Source organism: Kosakonia sp. SMBL-WEM22, from assembly GCF_014490785.1.
Classification (GTDB): domain Bacteria; phylum Pseudomonadota; class Gammaproteobacteria; order Enterobacterales; family Enterobacteriaceae; genus Kosakonia.
Genome location: NZ_CP051488.1, coordinates 2602206 through 2623942, shown reverse-complemented (window position 1 = coordinate 2623942; position 21737 = coordinate 2602206). Strand labels below are relative to the sequence as shown.

At 52.9% G+C, this 21737-nt stretch carries 15 protein-coding genes, 2 tRNA genes and 3 other RNA genes; 11 read left to right on the top strand and 9 right to left on the bottom strand.

What is annotated here, in order from left to right; translation table 11 throughout:
- The first annotated feature begins 146 nt into the window (after positions 1-146).
- From HF650_RS12415 to narI, 4 genes are read left to right on the top strand one after another with little or no spacing between them, the layout of a single operon-like run.
- Positions 147-3890, top strand: a complete 3744-nt coding sequence (locus tag HF650_RS12415) for a nitrate reductase subunit alpha (protein WP_187798941.1) — start codon at positions 147-149, stop codon at positions 3888-3890.
- Positions 3887-5422: a nitrate reductase subunit beta gene (gene narH, locus HF650_RS12410; RefSeq protein ID WP_187798940.1), complete on the top strand. Its 1536-nt coding sequence runs from the start codon at positions 3887-3889 to the stop codon at positions 5420-5422. Before HF650_RS12415 ends, narH begins: the two co-directional genes overlap by 4 nt.
- Entirely contained in the window at positions 5419-6129 is a 711-nt protein-coding gene (gene narJ / locus HF650_RS12405; protein WP_023478820.1) for a nitrate reductase molybdenum cofactor assembly chaperone, read from the top strand. The genes narH and narJ overlap by 4 nt, the downstream gene beginning before the upstream one ends.
- The gene (gene narI / locus HF650_RS12400; RefSeq protein ID WP_187798939.1) at positions 6129-6806 is read left to right on the top strand and encodes a respiratory nitrate reductase subunit gamma; all 678 of its coding nucleotides are present in this window, start codon (positions 6129-6131) and stop codon (positions 6804-6806) included. The genes narJ and narI overlap by 1 nt, the downstream gene beginning before the upstream one ends.
- Positions 6807-7013: 207 nt before the next feature.
- Here narI and HF650_RS12395 read toward each other — a convergent pair.
- From HF650_RS12395 to HF650_RS12365, 7 genes are all read right to left on the bottom strand, one after another.
- Positions 7014-7144, bottom strand: a non-coding RNA gene (locus tag HF650_RS12395) — RtT sRNA.
- Between the two features lie 44 nt (positions 7145-7188).
- Positions 7189-7273: transfer RNA gene (locus tag HF650_RS12390), tRNA-Tyr, on the bottom strand.
- A gap of 22 nt (positions 7274-7295) precedes the next feature.
- Positions 7296-7440: non-coding RNA, RtT sRNA (locus tag HF650_RS12385), on the bottom strand.
- Positions 7441-7482: 42 nt separating this feature from the next.
- Positions 7483-7567: transfer RNA gene (locus tag HF650_RS12380), tRNA-Tyr, on the bottom strand.
- Between the two features lie 22 nt (positions 7568-7589).
- Positions 7590-7734, bottom strand: a non-coding RNA gene (locus HF650_RS12375) — RtT sRNA.
- 167 nt (positions 7735-7901) lie between these two features.
- Entirely contained in the window at positions 7902-8744 is an 843-nt protein-coding gene (gene purU / locus HF650_RS12370; protein ID WP_023478636.1) for a formyltetrahydrofolate deformylase, read from the bottom strand.
- Positions 8745-8791: 47 nt separating this feature from the next.
- Positions 8792-9250 carry a YchJ family protein gene (locus HF650_RS12365; protein WP_187802675.1) on the bottom strand — a complete coding sequence of 153 codons (459 nt, stop codon included), beginning with the start codon at positions 9248-9250 and terminating at the stop codon, positions 8792-8794.
- 111 nt (positions 9251-9361) lie between these two features.
- Here HF650_RS12365 and rssA point away from each other — a divergent pair, with 111 nt between their 5' ends.
- The 3 genes from rssA to galU all read left to right on the top strand — a co-directional run bounded on the left by rssA (position 9362) and on the right by galU (position 12485).
- Entirely contained in the window at positions 9362-10270 is a 909-nt protein-coding gene (gene rssA, locus HF650_RS12360) for a patatin-like phospholipase RssA (RefSeq protein ID WP_187798938.1), read from the top strand.
- A 91-nt stretch (positions 10271-10361) separates the two neighbouring features.
- Positions 10362-11375: a two-component system response regulator RssB gene (gene rssB / locus HF650_RS12355; protein ID WP_187798937.1), complete on the top strand. Its 1014-nt coding sequence runs from the start codon at positions 10362-10364 to the stop codon at positions 11373-11375.
- Positions 11376-11573: 198 nt separating this feature from the next.
- Positions 11574-12485, top strand: a complete 912-nt coding sequence (gene galU / locus HF650_RS12350) for a UTP--glucose-1-phosphate uridylyltransferase GalU (protein ID WP_187798936.1) — start codon at positions 11574-11576, stop codon at positions 12483-12485.
- Positions 12486-12751: 266 nt separating this feature from the next.
- On the opposite strand, the gene hns is transcribed toward galU, so the two are convergent.
- Positions 12752-13162 carry a histone-like nucleoid-structuring protein H-NS gene (hns, locus tag HF650_RS12345; protein ID WP_187798935.1) on the bottom strand — a complete coding sequence of 137 codons (411 nt, stop codon included), beginning with the start codon at positions 13160-13162 and terminating at the stop codon, positions 12752-12754.
- A gap of 547 nt (positions 13163-13709) precedes the next feature.
- Here hns and tdk point away from each other — a divergent pair.
- Positions 13710-14324, top strand: coding sequence for a thymidine kinase (gene tdk / locus HF650_RS12340; RefSeq protein ID WP_124968191.1), 615 nt, complete (start codon positions 13710-13712; stop codon positions 14322-14324).
- Between the two features lie 89 nt (positions 14325-14413).
- Here the strand turns inward: tdk and adhE are convergent, their stop codons facing one another.
- Complete coding sequence (gene adhE / locus HF650_RS12335) at positions 14414-17098, bottom strand: bifunctional acetaldehyde-CoA/alcohol dehydrogenase (protein ID WP_187798934.1); 2685 nt, start codon at positions 17096-17098, stop codon at positions 14414-14416.
- Between the two features lie 477 nt (positions 17099-17575).
- On the opposite strand from adhE, the gene HF650_RS12330 reads away from it, so the two are divergent.
- The 3 genes from HF650_RS12330 (at position 17576) to oppB (ending at position 21729) form a co-directional block, all read left to right on the top strand.
- Positions 17576-18223 carry a YchE family NAAT transporter gene (locus tag HF650_RS12330; RefSeq protein ID WP_187798933.1) on the top strand — a complete coding sequence of 216 codons (648 nt, stop codon included), beginning with the start codon at positions 17576-17578 and terminating at the stop codon, positions 18221-18223.
- Positions 18224-19041: 818 nt separating this feature from the next.
- Positions 19042-20673, top strand: coding sequence for an oligopeptide ABC transporter substrate-binding protein OppA (oppA, locus tag HF650_RS12325; protein ID WP_187798932.1), 1632 nt, complete (start codon positions 19042-19044; stop codon positions 20671-20673).
- A 135-nt stretch (positions 20674-20808) separates the two neighbouring features.
- A complete protein-coding gene (gene oppB, locus HF650_RS12320; protein WP_187798931.1) occupies positions 20809-21729 on the top strand; it encodes an oligopeptide ABC transporter permease OppB in 921 nt (306 codons plus the stop codon).
- Positions 21730-21737: the final 8 nt, after the last annotated feature.

Here is a 21737-nt window from a genome sequence, read left to right as displayed (position 1 = left end):
GTACTCCGTTGCTGGCCCATCAACGGCGCGCTATGGCGGCTTGATCATCATCAATTCTCGTTGTCTTTGCGGGGGTTACCTTCGCGGCAAATGCAGCAATGTCGATTTAGCAAGAGAGCCGCACAGGCTCCAACAGGAGAACCCCGATGAGTAAATTCCTGGACCGGTTTCGCTACTTTAAACAGAAAGGCGAAACCTTTGCCGACGGGCACGGCCAGCTCGTAAACACCAACCGGGACTGGGAGGATGGATACCGCAGCCGCTGGCAGCACGACAAAATCGTGCGCTCTACCCATGGCGTAAACTGCACCGGCTCATGCAGCTGGCAGATTTTCGTCAAGAACGGCCTGGTCACCTGGGAAACCCAGCAAACGGACTACCCGCGTACCCGTCCTGATATGCCAAACCATGAACCACGCGGCTGTCCGCGCGGGGCAAGCTACTCCTGGTATCTTTACAGCGCAAACCGCCTGAAATACCCGCTGATGCGTAAACGCCTGATCAAACTCTGGCGTGAAGCGAAAGCGCAGCATAGCGATCCGGTGCATGCCTGGGCCTCTATCATTGAAGATGTGGATAAAGCGAAGAGCTTTAAGCAGGCGCGCGGACGCGGTGGCTTTGTGCGCTCCTCCTGGCAGGAAGTGAATGAACTGATTGCCGCCTCTAACGTCTACACCGTGAAAACCTACGGTCCGGACCGCGTAGCTGGCTTCTCGCCGATCCCGGCGATGTCGATGGTCTCTTACGCCTCCGGCGCTCGCTATCTGTCGCTGATTGGCGGCACCTGCCTGAGCTTTTACGACTGGTACTGCGACCTACCGCCTGCTTCACCGCAGACCTGGGGCGAGCAGACCGACGTGCCGGAATCGGCTGACTGGTACAACTCCAGCTATATCCTCGCCTGGGGCTCTAACGTGCCGCAGACCCGTACCCCGGATGCGCACTTCTTTACCGAAGTGCGTTACAAAGGGACCAAAACCGTCGCCATCACCCCGGACTACGCAGAAATCGCCAAGCTGTGCGACTTGTGGCTGGCACCGAAGCAGGGCACCGATGCGGCAATGGCGCTGGCGATGGGCCACGTGATGTTGCGTGAATTCCACCTCGATAAGCCGAGCCAGTACTTCACCGATTATGTTCGTCGCTACACCGACATGCCGATGCTGGTGATGCTCGAAGAGCGTGAGGGCTACTACGCCGCAGGCCGTATGCTGCGCGCCGCCGATCTGGTGGATGCGCTGGGCCAGCAAAACAACCCTGAGTGGAAAACCGTCGCGCTCGATAGCGAAGGCAACATGATCGCGCCGAACGGTTCGATCGGCTTCCGCTGGGGCGAAAAGGGCAAGTGGAACCTCGAGCAGCGCGATGGCGGTAACGGCGCAGACGTTGAATTGACCCTCAGCCTGTTGGGCAAACACGACGATGTCGCGCAGGTAGGCTTCCCGTACTTTGGCGGCGACAATACCGAGCACTTCCAGGGCGTTACGCTGGACAACATCTTGCTGCACAAACTGCCGGTTAAACGCCTGCAGCTGGCGGATGGCAGCAGCGCGCTGGTAACCACCGTTTATGACCTGAACATGGCCAACTATGGTCTGGATCGCGGCCTGGGTGATGAAAACTGCGCCAGCCGTTATGACGAAATCAAAGCCTATACACCGGCCTGGGCAGAGAAAGTGACCGGTGTACCGCAGGCGCAGATTATCCGTGTTGCGCGTGAGTTCGCCGAGAACGCTGATAAAACCCATGGGCGTTCGATGATTATCGTCGGTGCCGGGATGAACCACTGGTATCACCTCGATATGAACTATCGCGGGCTGATCAATATGCTGGTCTTCTGCGGCTGCGTTGGTCAGAGCGGCGGCGGCTGGGCGCACTATGTTGGTCAGGAAAAACTGCGTCCGCAGACCGGCTGGCAGCCGCTGGCCTTTGCCCTCGACTGGCAGCGTCCGGCGCGCCATATGAACAGCACCTCCTACTTCTATAACCACTCCAGCCAGTGGCGCTATGAAACGGTAACGGCGCAAGAGTTCCTCTCGCCGATGGCGGATCAATCCCGCTACAGCGGCCATCTGATTGACTTTAACGTCCGTGCCGAGCGCATGGGCTGGCTGCCTTCGGCTCCTCAGCTGGGTACCAACCCGCTGCGTATTGCCGCCGAAGCGGAAAAAGCCGGGATGTCCGCGGTGGATTACACCGTGAAATCCCTGAAAGAGGGCTCGCTGCGCTTCGCCGCCGAGCAGCCGGAAAACGGTAAAAACCATCCGCGTAACCTCTTTATCTGGCGTTCCAACCTGCTCGGCTCCTCCGGGAAAGGGCATGAGTACATGCTGAAATATCTGCTCGGCACCGAGCACGGCATTCAGGGCCAGGATCTGGGCAAACAGGGCGGGGTGAAACCGGAAGAGGTGGAGTGGCAGGATAACGGCCTCGACGGCAAACTCGACCTCGTCGTGACGCTCGACTTCCGCCTCTCCAGCACCTGCCTCTACTCAGACATCGTGCTGCCGACCGCGACCTGGTATGAGAAAGACGATATGAATACCTCGGATATGCATCCGTTTATTCATCCGCTCTCAGCCGCCGTCGATCCGGCCTGGGAATCGAAAAGCGACTGGGAAATCTATAAAGGCATCGCCAAATCCTTCTCTGCGCTCTGCGTGGGGCATTTAGGCAAAGAGACCGACGTGGTGACGCTGCCGATCCAGCATGACTCTGCCGCCGAACTGGCGCAGCCGCTGGACGTGAAGGACTGGAAGAAAGGCGAATGCGATCTGATTCCGGGCAAAACTGCACCGCACATTATTCCGGTGGAACGAGATTATCCGGCCACCTATGAGCGCTTTACCTCTATCGGCCCGCTGATGGAGAAGATCGGTAACGGCGGCAAAGGCATCGCATGGAATACCCAGAGCGAAATGGATCTACTGCGCAAGCTTAACTACGTGAAAGCGGATGGCCCGGCGAAAGGCCAGCCGATGCTCAACAGCGCCATCGATGCAGCAGAGATGATCCTTACCCTCGCCCCGGAAACCAACGGCAACGTGGCGGTGAAAGCCTGGGCGGCGCTGAGTGAATTTACCGGTCGCGACCATACCCATCTGGCGCTGAATAAAGAAGATGAGAAGATCCGCTTCCGCGATATTCAGGCGCAGCCGCGCAAAATCATCTCCAGCCCGACCTGGTCTGGCCTGGAAGATGAGCATGTCTCTTACAATGCCGGTTATACCAACGTCCATGAGCTGATTCCGTGGCGTACGCTCTCTGGCCGTCAGCAGCTCTATCAGGATCACCAGTGGATGCGCGACTTTGGCGAAAGCCTGCTGGTCTACCGCCCACCGATCAACACCCGTTCGGTGAAAGAGATGCTGGGCGTGAAAGCCAACGGCTACCCGGAAAAAGCGCTCAACTTCCTGACGCCGCACCAGAAGTGGGGGATCCACTCCACTTACAGCGACAACTTACTGATGCTGACGCTCGGTCGCGGCGGCCCGATTGTCTGGCTGAGTGAGACCGACGCTAAAGAGATGGGCATCGCCGATAACGACTGGATTGAGGTCTTTAACAGCAACGGCGCGCTGACCGCCCGTGCGGTAGTTAGCCAGCGCGTACCGTCCGGCATGACAATGATGTACCACGCGCAGGAACGCATTGTGAACCTGCCAGGCTCGGAGATCACCGGCCAGCGCGGCGGCATTCACAACTCGGTCACGCGTATTACGCCGAAACCGACGCACATGATTGGCGGCTACGCGCAGCTGGCCTACGGCTTTAACTATTACGGCACGGTCGGGTCCAACCGCGATGAGTTTGTGGTGGTACGTAAGATGAAAAACATTAACTGGTTGGATGGCGAAGGCAATGACCAGGTACAGGAGAGCGCAAAATGAAAATTCGTTCACAAGTCGGCATGGTGCTGAATCTCGATAAGTGCATCGGCTGTCATACCTGTTCAGTCACCTGTAAAAACGTCTGGACCAGCCGCGAAGGGATGGAGTACGCGTGGTTTAACAATGTCGAAACCAAACCGGGCACCGGCTTCCCGACCGACTGGGAAAACCAGGAGAAGTGGAAGGGCGGCTGGATCCGCAAAATCAACGGCAAGCTGCAGCCGCGGATGGGTAGCCGCGCGATGCTGCTGGGTAAAATCTTCGCCAACCCGCATCTGCCGGGCATCGATGACTACTATGAGCCGTTTGATTTTGACTACCAGAACCTGCATAACGCGCCGGAAAGCAAGCATCAGCCAATTGCGCGTCCGCGCTCGCTGATCACCGGCCAGCGGATGAACAAAATCAACGCCGGCCCGAACTGGGAAGACGATCTCGGCGGCGAGTTCGAGAAGCTGAGCCGCGATCAGAACTTCGAAAACATGCAGAAAGCGATGTACGGCCAGTTTGAAAACACCTTCATGATGTATCTGCCGCGCCTGTGCGAACACTGCCTGAACCCGGCCTGTGTCGCCACCTGTCCGAGCGGCGCCATCTATAAACGTGAAGAAGATGGCATTGTGCTGATCGATCAGGATAAATGCCGCGGCTGGCGCATGTGCGTTACCGGCTGCCCGTACAAAAAAATCTACTTCAACTGGAAGAGTGGCAAGTCTGAGAAGTGCATCTTCTGCTATCCGCGTATCGAAGCGGGCATGCCGACGGTCTGCTCCGAAACCTGCGTAGGGCGTATTCGTTACCTCGGCGTGCTGCTGTATGACGCGGATGCGATTGAGAACGCGGCCAGCACCGAACATGAGAAAGACCTCTATCAGCGTCAGCTGGATGTCTTCCTCGATCCGCACGATCCGGCGGTGATCGCTCAGGCGCTGGAAGATGGCGTACCGCAGAGCGTGATTGACGCGGCGCAGAAATCTCCGGTCTACAAAATGGCGATGGACTGGAAGCTGGCGCTGCCGCTGCACCCGGAATACCGCACGCTGCCGATGGTCTGGTATGTGCCGCCTCTGTCACCGATTCAGTCCGCTGCCGATGCGGGTGAACTGGGCAGCAACGGCATTCTGCCGGACGTCGAAAGCCTGCGTATTCCGGTGCAGTATCTGGCGAACCTGCTGACCGCTGGCGATACCCAGCCGGTGCTGCTGGCGCTGAAAAGGATGCTGGCAATGCGTCACTTCAAACGGGCTGAAACCGTTGACGGCGTGATTGACACTCGTGCGCTGGAAGAGGTGGGGCTGACGGAAGCGCAGGCGCAGGAGATGTACCGCTATCTCGCCATCGCCAACTACGAAGACCGTTTTGTGGTGCCGTCCAGCCATCGTGAACTGGCGCGTGAAGCCTTCCCGGAGAAGAGCGGGTGTGGCTTTAGCTTCGGCGACGGCTGTCATGGTTCGGATAACAAATTCAACCTGTTCAACAGCCGCCGTATCGACGCGGTGAATGTGACAGTGAAAACGGAGCCGCACGCATGATTGAACTGGTGGTTATCTCTCGCCTGCTTGAGTACCCGGATGCTGCCCTGTGGCAGCATCAGCAGGAGCTGTTTGACGCGCTGGCCTCCGGCGACAATCTGTCGAAAGCGGACGCCCAGCAGGTAGGCATCTTTTTACGCGACCTCACCTCGCAGGATCTGCTCGATGCGCAGGCCACCTACAGCGAGCTGTTCGATCGCGGTCGCGCCACCTCGCTGCTGCTGTTTGAACATGTACACGGTGAATCGCGCGATCGGGGTCAGGCGATGGTGGATCTGCTGGCGCAGTATGAGCGCCACGGGCTGCAGCTCGACAGCCGCGAACTGCCGGACCATCTGCCGCTCTATCTGGAGTATCTGGCGCAGCTACCGACCGCTGAGGCGATTGGCGGTCTGCAGGATATTGCGCCAATCCTGGCGCTGCTGCAGGCGCGCTTACAGCAGCGTGAAAGTCACTACGCCTCGCTGTTTGACGCGCTGTTAACGCTGACGAAAACCGAGGTGGATAACGCGCAGGTGGCGGAAAAAATTGCCGGCGAAGCGCGTGACGATACGCCGCAGGCGCTGGACGCGGTGTGGGAAGAGGAGCAGGTGAAGTTCTTTGCTGAACAGGGCTGCAATGATTCCGACATCACTGCGCACCAGCGTCGTTTTGCCGGTGCCGTCGCGCCGCAATATCTGAATATCTCAACAGGAGGAGAGCGCTAATGCACTTCCTTAATATGTTCTTCTTTGACATCTATCCCTACATGGCGGGCGCGATCTTCCTGATTGGCAGCTGGCTGCGGTATGACTATGGGCAGTACAGCTGGCGCGCGGGTTCGAGCCAGATGCTCGATCGTAAAGGGATGAACATTGCGTCGAACCTGTTTCACTTAGGCATTCTCGGGATTTTTGCCGGTCACTTCCTCGGCATGCTGACGCCGCACTGGATGTATGAATCCTTCCTGCCGATTGAAGTGAAGCAGAAGATGGCGATGATCGGTGGCGGTGCCAGCGGCGTACTGTGCCTGGTGGGCGGTCTGATGCTGCTCAAACGCCGTCTCTTTAACCCGCGTATTCGCGCCACCTCGACGACGGCGGATATTCTGATCATGACCCTGCTGATGGTGCAGTGTACGCTCGGTCTGCTGACTATTCCGTTCTCTGCGCAGCATATGGACGGCAGCGAAATGATGAAGCTGGTGGCCTGGGCGCAGTCAGTGGTGACGTTCCATACCGGTGCATCCGCGCATCTCGATGGCGTTGCTTTTATTTACCGCGTGCATCTGGTGCTCGGCATGACGCTGTTTGTGCTCTTCCCGTTCTCCCGTCTGGTACATATCTGGAGTGCGCCGGTGGAGTATTTGACGCGTAAATACCAGATTGTCCGCGCTCGTCGCTGATAACGCTGGATTGACGATGAAACCCTGCCTCGGCAGGGTTTTTTGTTTGTGTGCGGTGCGGTTTGCGTGCCGGATGGCGGCTACGCCTTATCCGGCCTACGGGGTGGCACGATGCAGAACCGGAGATTGGTTTTGTAGGCCCGATAAGCGAAGCACCATCGGGCAATGCAGCGGGGTCTGGGGCGAAAGAATATAAAAAAATAGTGGAATACGCAGGGGAAGGATTACTCGTCGCTGCGCGCCTCGCCCTTCGGGTCGTTGCCTGCGGCAACGCTCTCTCGCGATGCTCGAGTCGAACCTTGGTCGAAGCTTCTCATCCTTCCCCGAATGGAGAATATGAGTGAACAGAACGCGTATAAGAATGGGGATTTTATTTGAGAGATGGTGGTGGGGGAAGGATTCGAACCTTCGAAGTCGATGACGGCAGATTTACAGTCTGCTCCCTTTGGCCGCTCGGGAACCCCACCACGGGGTTACTACATTGTTGCGGTGTTGCAGAGGAAGGATTATTCGGAGCTGCGCTCCTCACCCTTCGGGCCGTTGCCGTTGGCAACGTTCTCTCGCTGGTGCTCGAGTCGAACCTTCTAAGTCGGTGACGGCAGATTTGCAGTCAGCTCCCTTATGATCGCTCGGGAACCCCACCAGGGGTAATTCAAATTGTGATGCAGGACGTAGATGGTGGTGGGGGAAGGATTCGAACCTTCGAAGTCGATGACGGCAGATTTACAGTCTGCTCCCTTTGGCCGCTCGGGAACCCCACCACGGGGTCACTGCATTATTGTGATGTTGCGAAGGAAGGATTATTCGGAGCTGCGCTCCTCACCCTTTGGGCCGTTGCCTCTGGCAACGTTCTCTCGCTGGTGCTCGAGTCGAACCTTCTAAGTCGGTGACGGCAGATTTGCAGTCAGCTCCCTTATGATCGCTCGGGAACCCCACCACGGGGTAACGCTTCTTACTGGCCGCTTCCTTCTCGGGAAGCGCGGCGCATCATACCAAATGACGCGCCTCTGTAAAGCATTCAATCGTGAAAAATGAATCGGTTGCCTGCTTTTTGCCCGTAACGCTGTAAAGCCAGGCAACCTGAATAAAAGACGATCAAAGAATGATTGTGCGGTTGCCGTAAACAAAGACGCGCTGGGCCAGCACCTGGTAGAGCGCGCGGCTCAGCACGTTTTTCTCGACGTCGCGACCGGCACGCATCATATCTTCAGCAGTATAGGTGTGATCAACATGAATCACGTCCTGCATGATGATCGGGCCTTCATCCAGGTTGTCATTCACGTAGTGCGCAGTCGCGCCGATGATCTTCACGCCGCGCTCGTAAGCCTGGTGATAAGGACGTGCACCGATAAACGCCGGCAGGAAGGAGTGGTGGATATTGATGATCTTATTTGGGAAGCGCGAGACAAAATCCGGTGTCAGGACGCGCATGTACTTCGCCAGCACAACGTAATCAGGCTGATGGGCTTCAATCGCTTTTACCATCAAATTGTCGTGCGCTTCGCGCGTTAACCCTTCGTGGCTGACCAGCTCAAAAGGAATGTCGAAGCGTTCCACCAATGGGCGCAGCGTTTCGTGGTTGCCAATGACTGCTGCAATCTCCACATCTAGGCCGCCATAGTTGGCTTTCATCAACAGATCGCCCAGGCAGTGCGCCTCTTTGGTCACCAGAATCACTACACGGCGACGACCCGCCGCGTTCAGCTCGCGAACTGAGCCTTCCGGCAGCGCGCTGTCGAGATCGGCCAGCAGCGTGGCGTCGTTGAAGATGCCCTCAAGCTCGGTACGCATAAAGAAGCGACCGGTGCGATGGTCGACAAATTCATTATTCTGAACAATGTTGAGCTCGTGCTTATAACAAATGTTAGTAATACGAGCGATAAGGCCCTTTTGATCGGGGCAGATGGTGCGCAGAATTTTACGTTGTAAAGAGTGCATTGCCGGGTAAATCCTGTTGAGTGTGTTTGTTAAGGGTGATGCCGGGCTTATTGCCCGCAGCACTTTTTGAATTTTTTACCTGACCCGCAGGGGCAGGGATCGTTACGACCAAACTGTGGGCGTGTACCATCGATGTAATACCATTCGCCGTTTTCCTTTAAAAAACGAGAACGTTCAATAATTGCGCCATTTTTGTCATTCTCACGAAAGCGTGCAACAAAACTGACATAACCTTCATTGTCATCGTGACCGTAAGCGTGCTCAAATAGCGTCAGGCCGAGCCAGGTCGTGGTCGCGAAACCGGCCTCAATCTGTTGGCGAAAGGTGTGTGCCGCGCAGGAGGGATGCCAGGTTTTAACCAGGTAATCCGTCTGATGTAAGACAAAAGCGGTATAGCGAGAACGCATCAGGCGAGAAGGATCCGGCGCCGCGTGTTGACCAGACAGATAAGGTTGGCAACATACGCTATACTCCTGTGCGCTACCGCAAGGACATGTTTGAGACAAAACAGCATTCCTGAAACAATAATAACGGCGCAGCACGCGCCAGGGTGGCAATATGTTAACTGAGCCGCCGCGTTGTGGCTACAGTAAGCCGGGGGAAGTAAAGCACGCGGAATGAGAACGGTAAAAATCGGTCTGGCGCTGGGTTCTGGCGCAGCCAGAGGTTGGTCGCATATCGGCGTCATTAATGCGTTAGAGCGCGCCGGCATTAACATTGACGTTGTAGCAGGATGCTCTATCGGGTCATTAGTTGGCGCGGCATACGCCTGTGGGCGTTTATCGCTGCTGGAGAATTGGGTGCGCTCTTTCCGTTACTGGGACGTGCTGCGGCTGATGGATCTCTCCTGGCGCCGCGGCGGTTTGTTGCGCGGTGAGCGCGTATTCAATCAATACCGTCAGCTCCTTCCTTTCGATGACTTTAGCCATTGTGAAAAGCGTTTTGGCACCGTCGCGACCAATCTCAGCACTGGACGCGAGTTATGGTTTACTGAAGGTGATCTGCACCGTGCTGTACGTGCTTCATGCAGTATTCCAGGTTTGATGTCGCCCGTTGCACATAATGGCTACTGGTTGGTCGATGGCGCGGTGGTCAACCCGGTCCCGGTCTCATTAACCCGCGCGTTGGGCGCTGATATTGTAATAGCAGTAGACCTGCAGCACGATGCGCATTTAATGCAGCAGGATTTGCTCTCCGTAACGCCCTCTGATAGCGAAATGGAAAAGGGCAGTAGTGAAGCGCTGCGCTGGCATCAGCGTCTGCGCGAGCGGCTTAGCCGCACCACGCCGAAACGTCCGGTGACGCCGACTGCGATGGAAATCATGACCACCTCGATCCAGGTGCTGGAAAACCGCCTTAAGCGCAACCGTATGGCGGGCGATCCGCCGGATATTTTGTTGCAACCCATTTGTCCGCAGATATCCACTCTCGATTTTCATCGTGCTGATGCGGCTATTGCCGCTGGGCAATTAGCGGTAGAAAAGAGAATGGACGAGTTACTTCCGCTGGTGCGGACTTTAGCGTGAACATAATTTTTATAAGACTTCAGCAAATTCTGACAGGCGAGTGTCGGCGAAGCATGCCACTATTGATCTACTGTCAGGCAGGGGAGAAGAGATGACGCAGCCGTTGGTCGGAAAACAGATATTGCTAGTGGAAGACGAACTCGTTTTCCGATCGCTGCTGGATTCATGGTTGCAATCTCTCGGCGCAACGACGTTGCTCGCCGGAGATGGAGTTGATGCGCTGGAGCAGATGGCTGGCAATCAACCTGATTTAATTATTTGCGACCTGGCCATGCCGCGTATGAACGGTCTCGTGCTGGTTGAAACGCTGCGCAATCAGGGCATGCAGACGCCAGTGTTAGTCATTTCGGCGACCGAAAATATGGCTGACATTGCAAAAGCGCTACGACTTGGCGTTCAGGATGTGGTTCTGAAGCCGGTTAAAGATTTTAATCGTCTGCGGGAAACCATTTTCGCCTGCATCTACCCGAATATGTTTAATTCCCGGGTCGAAGAGGAGGAGCGATTATTCCAGGACTGGGATGCGCTGGTGGATAACCCGCAGGCCGCGGCGAATTTATTAAAAGAGCTTCAGCCGCCGGTACAGCAGGTCATTTCCGGCTGCCGGGTAAATTATCGCCAACTTGTTTCTGCTGAAAGCCCCGGGCTGGTGCTGGATATTGCACCGCTTTCCGGTCATGACCTCGCTTTCTATTGTCTTGATGTTACTCGCGCCGGCAATAATGGTGTGCTGGCGGCACTGCTGCTGCGCGCATTATTTAATGGCTTACTTCAGGAACAATTATCACATCAACGCCAGCGCTTACCTGAAATGGGTGCTTTACTTAAGCAGGTAAACCAATTGCTACACCAGGCAAATTTGCCGGGGCAGTTCCCGCTATTGGTGGGGTATTACCATAGCGAGCTTAAGAATTTGTTATTAGTCTCGGCCGGTCTAAACGCTACGTTAAATACCGGTGAACACCAAATTCAAATCAGCAGCGGCGTTCCTCTCGGCACGCTTGGGAATACCTACCTGAACCAGGTAAGCCATCGTAGCGAAGCGTGGCAGTGCCAGGTTTGGGGTGCAGGCGGGCGGTTACGCTTAATGTTGAACGCGGAATGAGCGATCGCGCAGCGACGCTCCGATAGATTTACCCGTCCTGTAAAAACGGATGCTAATATCGCCGCAGTTTCTTCGTATTAATCCTAATTAGTTGTTAGCGCGTCCTTTTCAGACCTGGTCATTGAGTTGGTACTGATATACTCAGACGCGAGTTAATTCATGAACCTGTTCAAATCATGGACAGTCCAGGAGATTTCAATGGCTGCAATAAATTCGAAAGTGACTAAAGCAGTAATCCCGGTCGCGGGGTTGGGAACGAGGATGCTACCAGCTACGAAGGCAATTCCGAAAGAAATGTTGCCGCTGGTTGATAAGCCATTAATTCAGTACGTGGTCAATGAGTGTATTGCCGCGGGTATTACTGAAATCGTTCTGGTGACACATTCATCTAAAAACTCTATTGAAAACCACTTCGATACCAGCTTTGAGCTTGAAGCAATGCTGGAGAAGCGCGTTAAACGTCAGCTTCTGGAAGAGGTGCAATCCATTTGCCCGCCGCATGTCACTATCATGCAGGTACGCCAGGGCCTGGCGAAGGGCCTTGGTCATGCCGTTATGTGCGCGCATCCGGTTGTCGGTAACGAACCGGTCGCGGTTATCCTGCCGGACGTTATCCTTGATGAATTCGAGTCTGATCTGTCGCAGGACAACCTTGCAGAGATGATTAAACGCTTCGATGAAACGGGTGCCAGCCAGATCATGGTTGAGCCGGTAGAGGACGTCACCGCTTATGGCGTAGTGGACTGCAAAGGTGCCACGTTGAATCCGGGCGATAGCGTGCCGATGGTTGGCGTGGTTGAGAAGCCGAAAGCGAACGTTGCGCCATCGAACCTGGCAGTCGTTGGTCGTTATGTCCTGAGCGCTGAAATTTGGCCGCTGCTGGCGAAAACGCCTCCGGGAGCCGGTGATGAGATCCAGCTTACCGATGCCATCGATATGCTGATCGAAAAAGAGACGGTTGAAGCCTATCACATGAAAGGCAAAAGCCATGACTGTGGTAATAAACTGGGCTATATGCGCGCCTTTGTAGAATACGGCATTCGCCATAAATCGCTGGGCGAAGAGTTCACAGCCTGGCTGAACGAAACGGTAGGCGCTGCCAAAGCATAAGCTTAGCGCTGAGAGTGTCCAGGTCCGGTATTAATCGTGTTTAGCACAGATTAATACCGGCCTTTTTTATTGCGTCAGAAAGCTACTGTAAAAGAGCTATAAGAAAAAGCGTAGCACGCTAGTAATTAAAGTGGCGGGAATATGAGCACCGGAATCGATGAGTCAAAGATCGACCTTACCGGGTTATTTGTGAAGAAATTGTGTAGGACGTACAAAAAAAATCCCGCCAGCGGCGGGATATTAAAAGCGGGTAAGAGATTACTCACTTACGCGAGCAGGAAGTCTTCCAGCTTTTTACCTTGCTCATCCATCGCTTTTTTGATTACTGCTGGTGTACGACCCTGGCCGGTCCAGGTTTTCGTTTCGCCATTTTCATCTACGTAGCTATATTTAGCCGGACGAGCAGCGCGTTTTGCTTTCGTGCCCGTTTTAGCTGCAGCCATGCTGTTCAGCAATTCATTCGGGTCAATACCGTCAGCAATCAGCATTTCACGATACTGCTGCAGTTTACGAGTACGCTCTTCAACTTCAGCTGCGGCAGCGTTCTCTTCTTCACGACGCTCATTAACCACAACTTCTAATTTTTCCAGCATCTCTTCCAGTGTTTCCAGCGTGCATTCTCTTGCCTGTGCGCGCAGAGTACGGATGTTGTTCAGAATTTTAAGTGCTTCGCTCATTGTAGTAATCTCAAACTTATATTGGGGTGGTTTGTTGGCTCTAATAATAGAGCGTTAAATTCATCAGCGCAATAGCCGCGAATGTAAGGAATTCAAAATAGCTCTTTATTTAAGTTTTTTCTAAATACCGTTATCTTAAATTTTTAATCAACAACCACACAGCCAAACAGGTATAAGCGTGCAGCTTAGGTTCCCTGCTATGCGAAGCTAAAGCGCTATTTTTTGATTATTCCTTCTGGAGAAATAGCTCCAATGGATAAATAACCACCGGCTTTATTACCGCATTAAATGCGCTTACTTTAGTAAAAAATTAATAATTTCTGAAAGATATGATGAGAATCATCGCATAAGAGCAGCGCTCTAACCTCCTGTATTTGTTATTGCTGTTTCTTATGCAGCTACAAAGCTTATGAACGGAAAATGCGCATTTATGCGTAAATCTAAGTACAGGATTAACCTAAGCTACAATCGTTGGTCAGGCCATCGCCCTAAAACATGATACAATTCGTCGCAGGATCTTCATACTTTGATTAAGGTTTTGCGCGCAATGGCACAGCTTTATTTCTACTATTCAGCAATGAATGCAGGGAAATCGACGGCGTTACTACAATCCTCGTACAACTATCAAGAGCGAGGCATGAGAACGGTAGTTTATACCGCAGAAATTGATAACCGCTTTGGGGCAGGCAAAGTCAGTTCACGAATTGGCTTATCCTCGCCCGCACGTCTTTTTAATCAGCACACCTCACTGTTCGATGACATTAAAGCTCAGCATGAAGAAGAGGCCGTGCATTGTGTACTGGTGGATGAGTGTCAATTTTTGACGCGGGAGCAGGTATACGCTCTTTCAGAAGTGGTGGATGAACTTGATATTCCCGTGCTCTGTTATGGCTTAAGAACCGATTTCCGCGGTGAACTTTTTGGCGGCAGCCAGTATTTGCTGGCATGGTCGGACAAATTAGTTGAGCTTAAGACCATCTGTTTCTGTGGACGTAAGGCGAGTATGGTACTGCGTTTGGATCACGCCGGGCGCCCTTATAATGAAGGTGAGCAGGTGGTTATTGGCGGCAATGAACGCTACGTTTCTGTTTGCCGTAAACATTATAAAGAAGCGCTGGCAGAGGGCTCTCTCGCGACGATACAAGCGCGGGTGCGTGGGTAGGTAGGGTGTGCTGATACCTGAGTAACAGGATTTAGTCGTGCAGAAAATAAAAAACCCGCCGAAGCGGGTTTTTTTATGACGTTAAAACATTAAGCAGTTTTTTTCGCTTTCTTGTCAGCTTTAACAACCGGTGCGGCTTCCACTTTTGGTGTGTCAGCGGCTTCACCCTCTTTGTATTCGCGTCCGTAGAAGGTATCCAGCAGGATCTGCTTCAGTTCTGCGATGAGCGGGTAGCGCGGGTTTGCGCCGGTGCACTGGTCGTCAAACGCATCTTCAGAGAGTTTGTCGACGTTTGCCAGGAAGTCCGCTTCCTGTACGCCAGCTTCGCGAATCGATTTCGGAATACCCAACTCCGCTTTTAAACTCTCCAGCCAGGCCAGCAGCTTCTCAATTTTTGCCGCGGTACGGTCGCCCGGTGCAGAGAGGCCCAGGTGATCGGCGATCTCTGCGTAACGGCGGCGTGCCTGCGGACGGTCATACTGACTGAACGCGGTCTGTTTGGTCGGGTTGTCATTTGCGTTATAGCGAATAACGTTACTGATCAACAGGGCGTTGGCGAGGCCGTGCGGAATGTGGAACTGTGAACCCAGTTTGTGCGCCATGGAGTGACACACGCCGAGGAAGGCGTTAGCAAAGGCGATACCGGCAATGGTTGCGGCACTGTGAACACGTTCACGTGCGACAGGGTTTTTTGCCCCTTCATTATAGGAGGCCGGCAGGTTCTCTTTCAGCAGCTTCAGGGCCTGCAGCGCCTGACCGTCGGAGAACTCAGATGCCAGCACGGAGACGTAAGCTTCCAGGGCATGGGTTACCGCATCCAGGCCACCAAATGCGCAGAGTGATTTCGGCATATCCATCACCAGGTTAGCGTCAACTACCGCCATATCCGGAGTCAGGGCGTAATCCGCCAGCGGGTATTTCTGGCCAGTGGCATCATCGGTCACAACTGCAAACGGCGTTACTTCAGAACCGGTACCAGAAGTGGTGGTCACAGCGATCATTTTCGCTTTGACGCCCATTTTCGGGAATTTGTAGATACGTTTACGGATATCCATAAAGCGCAGCGCCAGCTCTTCGAAGTGGGTTTCCGGATGTTCGTACATCACCCACATGATTTTCGCGGCATCCATCGGGGAACCGCCGCCGAGGGCGATAATCACGTCCGGCTTAAAGGAGTTGGACAGTTCAGCGCCTTTACGCACTACGGTCAGGGTAGGGTCGGCTTCCACTTCAAAGAACACTTCGGTTTCCACGCCTGCTGCCTTCAGCACAGAGGTGATCTGATCGGCATAGCCGTTGTTGAAGAGGAAACGGTCGGTCACGATCATGGCGCGTTTGTGACCATCAGTAATCACTTCATCCAGCGCGATAGGCAGAGAGCCGCGGCGGAAGTAGATTGATTTCGGAAGTTTATGCCACAACATGTTCTCAGCTCGCTTAGCAACGGTTTTCTTGTTGATCAGGTGCTTCGGACCAACGTTTTCTGAGATGGAGTTACCACCCCATGAACCACAACCCAGAGTCAGGGAAGGCGCGAGTTTGAAGTTGTAGAGGTCACCGATACCCCCCTGGGAGGCCGGGGTGTTGATAAGGATACGCGCGGTTTTCATCATCTGGCCAAAGTGGGCCACACGTTCAGGCTGGTTATCCTGGTCGGTATAGAGACAGGAGGTGTGCCCGATGCCGCCCATGGCGACCAGTTTCTCTGCTTTAATGACCGCATCGTCGAAATCTTTCGCGCGATACATTGCCAGTGTTGGAGAGAGTTTCTCATGGGCAAACGGTTCGCTCTCATCCACCACGGTCACTTCACCAATCAGGATCTTGGTGTTTGCCGGTACGCTAAAGCCTGCGAGTTCAGCAATTTTGTATGCCGGTTGGCCTACAATCGCTGCGTTCAGCGCACCGTTTTTCAGGATGATATCCTGAACCGCTTTTAACTCCTGACCCTGCAGCATGTACCCGCCGTGGCTGGCGAAGCGCTCGCGTACCGCGTCGTACACGGAGTCAACCACAACAACAGACTGTTCGGAGGCGCAGATAACGCCGTTATCAAAGGTTTTTGACATCAGCACGGAGGCGACCGCGCGTTTGATATCTGCGGTTTCGTCGATCACAACCGGGGTGTTACCCGCGCCGACACCGATGGCCGGTTTACCGGAGCTGTAAGCCGCTTTCACCATGCCCGGACCGCCGGTTGCGAGGATCAGGTTGATATCCGGGTGATGCATTAAAGCATTGGAGAGTTCGACGGAAGGTTGGTCAATCCAGCCGATCAGATCTTTCGGCGCACCTGCCGCGATGGCCGCCTGCAGCACAATATCCGCCGCTTTGTTAGTCGCATCTTTCGCACGCGGATGTGGAGAGAAGATAATTGCGTTACGGGTTTTCAGGCTAATCAGTGATTTAAAAATTGCAGTAGAGGTGGGGTTAGTGGTCGGTACAATACCGCAGATAATGCCGATAGGCTCAGCGATAGTAATCGTGCCAAACGTATCATCTTCCGATAATACGCCGCAGGTTTTCTCATCTTTATACGCGTTGTAGATATACTCAGAAGCAAAGTGGTTTTTAATCACTTTATCTTCAATGATACCCATGCCGGATTCGGCTACGGCCATTTTCGCGAGGGGGATTCGAGCATCTGCGGCAGCCAGAGCGGCGGCGCGGAAGATTTTATCTACTTGCTCTTGAGTAAAGTTGGCATATTCACGCTGGGCTTTCTTCACACGTTCAACGAGTGCGTTCAGTTCAGCGACATTAGTAACAGCCATAATGCTCTCCTGATAATGTTTAAACTCTTTTAGTAAACCATCTGCCCAAACTGTCAGTATAGACAGCACCGCCGTAGGTTGTGTAAAGCTATGTAAGACAACAAGTTACATAGCAGCCTGCCGCTGATTTACTAAAAGAGCCTTAACGAAAGGGGAGCAATTATTAACATTTCTGCTCTCTATTCGTGGCATCAAGATTACCCACTTCTGAGTAATTAATGCGTGATCCATATCAATTTTTCACTAAGCTGACACCTTTCAGCTCGGCCGTTTTCGGTCATTTGTATCAATTGTTAACTTTTAGCAGCTAATGATGGTTCAGATTTTTCACATTTGTCTAAACTCAATAACACCCTGTTTTATCAGGGTTATTAGCGAACGAAGTGATGGACGCTACAAAAAAACCGCGTATCTTCTGCATGGATTTTCCTGTCACGCTATTGTTTCTAAGGTACTGGCGATAACGCGGAGCTTGCTGTGGATCACTTTGGGTTTGATATTCCTCTCTATTTTAAATTTTTCGTCGGTCTTTTTGCGCTGGTCAACCCGGTTGGCATCATCCCGGTTTTTATTAGTATGACCAGCTATCAAATGGCCGACGCCCGCAATAAAACCAACCTTACCGCGAATGTCTCAGTCGCGATCATTCTCTGGACGTCACTCTTCCTTGGCGACACTATTCTGCAACTGTTTGGGATCTCAATTGACTCTTTCCGCATTGCCGGGGGGATTCTGGTCGTCACCATCGCAATGTCGATGATCAGCGGCAAGCTTGGGGAGGATAAACAGAACAAGCAGGAGAAATCAGAAACCGCTATTCGTGAAAGCGTAGGCGTAGTGCCATTAGCGTTGCCATTGATGGCGGGGCCTGGAGCGATCAGCTCAACTATTGTCTGGGGTACGCGCTACCACACGCTGGCACACCTGATTGGTTTCTCACTAGCGATTGCGCTGTTCGCGCTCTGTTCATGGGGGCTGTTTCGTATTGCGCCATGGCTGGTGCGCCTGCTCAGGCAAACCGGCATTAATGTGATCACACGTATCATGGGATTGCTGCTGATGGCATTAGGCATTGAGTTCATTATCGCTGGCGCAAAATCTCTTTTTCCCGGCCTGCTGAATTGATTCATTCTTTCATTTATATAGGTTTTATTCTTATCCAGGCGCGAGAACATCGCGCTTTCAAATGTAAGTCTGTTCGCATAATTAGTAAAAGCTATGGAGAATCAGCAAATCTGCGTCAGGCATAACAAAATACAATAATCAGAAAAGCTTTTTCCTATCAGAGAATTATAAGTTTCCTGAATCATTGATGTCTGCATTTTGAGCAAGTGAGACTGTTATTTCTCTCACATCATACTATTGGGCTTGCCGAGTCATTATCGAAATGATATTAGTACTTTCAATCTCCTCGCAGAGTAATGTGCTAAAAAGCAGTTAATTGTTGATTTTTTGTGCAAAGCTCTGCGAAGGCAGCCAACAAGTATCACAAGGCGGTGATGCTTCTTTATCTGATTGATAATCAATAAGAAAAAAACAACAGGGAGACGCAGTCGTCATCTCACTGCGGCCGTCGCTACGCCGTAAAAGAGAAATGGTTAACAAATTTGCAAAATGTATTGGCGGCGGTCTCAGGCATTTGTTATTTTCCGGCGAATGTCTTTATCAGCCTCATAATTTACGCCGTAAAGCGATTTGTTGAGAATCGTTTTCAATTAGAAAAATAAATATCATCAATGCAACGCGTCTCGACAGGGGAGGCGCGTTAATGAATCGACGCGAGATTGCCGTTCGAGCGATCCGTAATAAAAAAGTCGGTGATAGCAGAAGTAAAAAAAGATGTCTGAAAGCGCCAAAAGCTCCTGCGCTATTCAGGCCCCCGAACAGGGGATGATACAGCTGGCATAAATGTCGGTAATTATAATGATTGGAGTCACAACACAATGTCCATCATCACAAAGAAAAGCGTAGTTGCAGCGGGTATTTTAGCGGCGCTTATTTCCGGTAACGCAGCCTTCGCGGCCGATGTTCCGGCTGGCGTTCAACTGGCGGAAAAACAGACGCTGGTGCGTAATAACGGTGCTGAAGTGCAATCTCTCGATCCGCATAAAATCGAGGGCGTTCCGGAATCAAACGTAAACCGCGACCTGTTTGAAGGTCTGCTTATTTCCGATGTTGAAGGCCACCCGACTGCAGGTGTTGCTGAAAAATGGGAAAACAAAGATTTCAAAGTCTGGACATTCCATCTGCGTAAAAACGCCAAATGGTCAGACGGCACGCCGGTTACGGCCCATGACTTCGTTTACAGCTGGCAGCGCCTGGCCGATCCGAAAACCGCCTCGCCTTACGCCAGCTATCTGCAATATGGCCACATTGCCAATATCGATGATGTTATCGCCGGTAAAAAAACGACCAGCGAACTGGGCGTAAAAGCGATCGATGATAATACCTTCGAAGTAACGCTGAGCGAGCCGGTTCCCTATTTCTATAAACTGCTGGTTCACCCCTCCGTTTCCGCTGTGCCAAAAGCCGCGATTGAAAAATTTGGCGATAAGTGGACCCAGCCTGCCAATATCGTCACCAACGGCGCTTATAAGCTGAAAGATTGGGTGGTCAACGAACGTATCGTTCTTGAGCGCAACACGAATTACTGGGACAACGACAAAACCGTTATTAACCAGGTGACCTACCTGCCAATCTCTGCAGAAGTGACGGACGTTAACCGCTACCGCAGCGGCGAAATTGACATGACCTATAACAACATGCCGATTGAACTGTTCCAGAAACTGAAAAAAGAGATCCCGAAAGAAGTTCACGTCGATCCGTACCTCTGTACTTATTACTACGAGATCAACAACCAGAAAGCGCCATTCACTGACGTTCGCGTGCGTACCGCCCTTAAACTGGCGCTGGACCGCGACATCATCGTTAATAAAGTGAAAAACCAGGGCGACCTGCCTGCTTACAGCTACACCCCGCCGTATACCGACGGTGCAAAACTGACCGAACCGGCCTGGTTCAAAATGACCCAGGAGCAGCGTAACGCCGAAGCGAAAAAACTGCTTGCCGAAGCGGGTTACACAGCCGACAAACCGCTGAGCTTCAGCCTGCTGTATAACACCTCCGATCTGCACAAAAAACTGGCGATTGCCGTTGCCTCGATCTGGAAGAAAAACCTCGGTGCCAACGTCAAACTGGAGAACCAGGAGTGGAAAACCTTCCTCGACACGCGTCATCAGGGCACCTTTGATGTTGCACGTGCCGGCTGGTGCGCGGATTACAACGAGCCGACCTCTTTCCTGAACACCATGCTTTCAGACAGCTCGAACAACACCTCGCACTATAAGAGCGCGGCGTTTGACAAGCTGATCGGCGACACGCTGAAAGTGACCGACGAAGCGCAGCGCGCTGAGCTTTACTCCAAAGCTGAACAGCAGCTTGATAAAGACTCCGCGATCGTTCCGGTCTACTACTACGTGAACGCCCGTCTGGTGAAACCGTGGGTGGGTGGCTACACCGGTAAAGACCCGTTAGATAATATCTACGTGAAAAACTTGTATATTATCAAGCATTAATGGCAATGAGTGGGGCAGGGTGACCTGCCTCACAGTGTCTTATTTTTATCGCACCAGAACACACATCGGTCGCAGGCGACACTCAGGTCGCCTGAAAGAGAATGTGTAAAAGGCACAGGCCAGAAGGTACGGGCAATGTTGAAATTTATCCTGCGTCGCTTTCTTGAAGCGATTCCAACACTCTTTATTCTGATTACCATTTCGTTCTTTATGATGCGTCTCGCACCGGGAAGTCCATTTACCGGTGAACGTGCGCTTGCGCCAGAAGTGATGGCCAATATCGAAGCGAAATATCATTTAAACGATCCCATTACCACCCAGTACTTCAGCTACCTGAAGCAGCTGGCGCATCTGGATTTTGGTCCATCGTTTAAATACAAAGATTACACCGTTAACGATCTGGTAGCGGCCAGCTTCCCGGTTTCTGCCAAATTGGGCGCCGCGGCGTTTATCCTCGCGATTGTGTTCGGCGTGACGGCAGGCGTTATTGCCGCCTTGAACCAGAACACCAAATGGGACTACACGGTAATGGGGTTAGCCATGACCGGGGTAGTGATACCCAGCTTTGTTGTCGCACCGCTGTTGGTGATGATATTCGCCATTATGTTGCAGTGGCTGCCAGCCGGCGGGTGGAATGGCGGAGCGCCTAAATTTATGATCCTGCCGATGGTTGCGCTCTCGCTCGCCTACATCGCCAGCATCGCGCGTATCACCCGTGGTTCGATGATTGAAGTGTTGCACTCCAACTTCATCCGCACCGCGCGCGCCAAAGGGCTGCCGATGCGCCGGATCATCTTCCATCACGCGCTGAAACCGGCGCTGCTGCCCGTGCTCTCCTATATGGGCCCGGCCTTTGTTGGCATCATCACCGGCTCCATGGTTATCGAAACGATTTACGGCTTGCCGGGCATCGGTCAGCTGTTCGTGAACGGCGCGCTCAACCGCGACTACTCGCTGGTGCTGAGCCTGACGATTCTGGTCGGCGCGCTGACCATCACTTTTAACGCGATTGTTGATGTGCTCTACGCCATTATCGATCCGAAAATTCGTTATTGAGACTGGAG

Excerpts from the sequence above, each read along its gene's own strand:
- rssB (WP_187798937.1), top strand. The coding sequence starts at position 10,362 with ATGACGCAGCCGTTGGTCGGAAAACAGATATTGCTAGTGGAAGACGAA.
- narI (WP_187798939.1), top strand. The coding sequence starts at position 6,129 with ATGCACTTCCTTAATATGTTCTTCTTTGACATCTATCCCTACATGGCG.
- rssA (WP_187798938.1), top strand. The coding sequence starts at position 9,362 with ATGAGAACGGTAAAAATCGGTCTGGCGCTGGGTTCTGGCGCAGCCAGA.
- narJ (WP_023478820.1), top strand. The coding sequence starts at position 5,419 with ATGATTGAACTGGTGGTTATCTCTCGCCTGCTTGAGTACCCGGATGCT.
- galU (WP_187798936.1), top strand. The coding sequence starts at position 11,574 with ATGGCTGCAATAAATTCGAAAGTGACTAAAGCAGTAATCCCGGTCGCG.
- tdk (WP_124968191.1), top strand. The coding sequence starts at position 13,710 with ATGGCACAGCTTTATTTCTACTATTCAGCAATGAATGCAGGGAAATCG.
- HF650_RS12415 (WP_187798941.1), top strand. The coding sequence starts at position 147 with ATGAGTAAATTCCTGGACCGGTTTCGCTACTTTAAACAGAAAGGCGAA.
- oppB (WP_187798931.1), top strand. The coding sequence starts at position 20,809 with ATGTTGAAATTTATCCTGCGTCGCTTTCTTGAAGCGATTCCAACACTC.
- adhE (WP_187798934.1), bottom strand. The coding sequence starts at position 17,098 with ATGGCTGTTACTAATGTCGCTGAACTGAACGCACTCGTTGAACGTGTG.
- purU (WP_023478636.1), bottom strand. The coding sequence starts at position 8,744 with ATGCACTCTTTACAACGTAAAATTCTGCGCACCATCTGCCCCGATCAA.
- hns (WP_187798935.1), bottom strand. The coding sequence starts at position 13,162 with ATGAGCGAAGCACTTAAAATTCTGAACAACATCCGTACTCTGCGCGCA.
- oppA (WP_187798932.1), top strand. The coding sequence starts at position 19,042 with ATGTCCATCATCACAAAGAAAAGCGTAGTTGCAGCGGGTATTTTAGCG.
- narH (WP_187798940.1), top strand. The coding sequence starts at position 3,887 with ATGAAAATTCGTTCACAAGTCGGCATGGTGCTGAATCTCGATAAGTGC.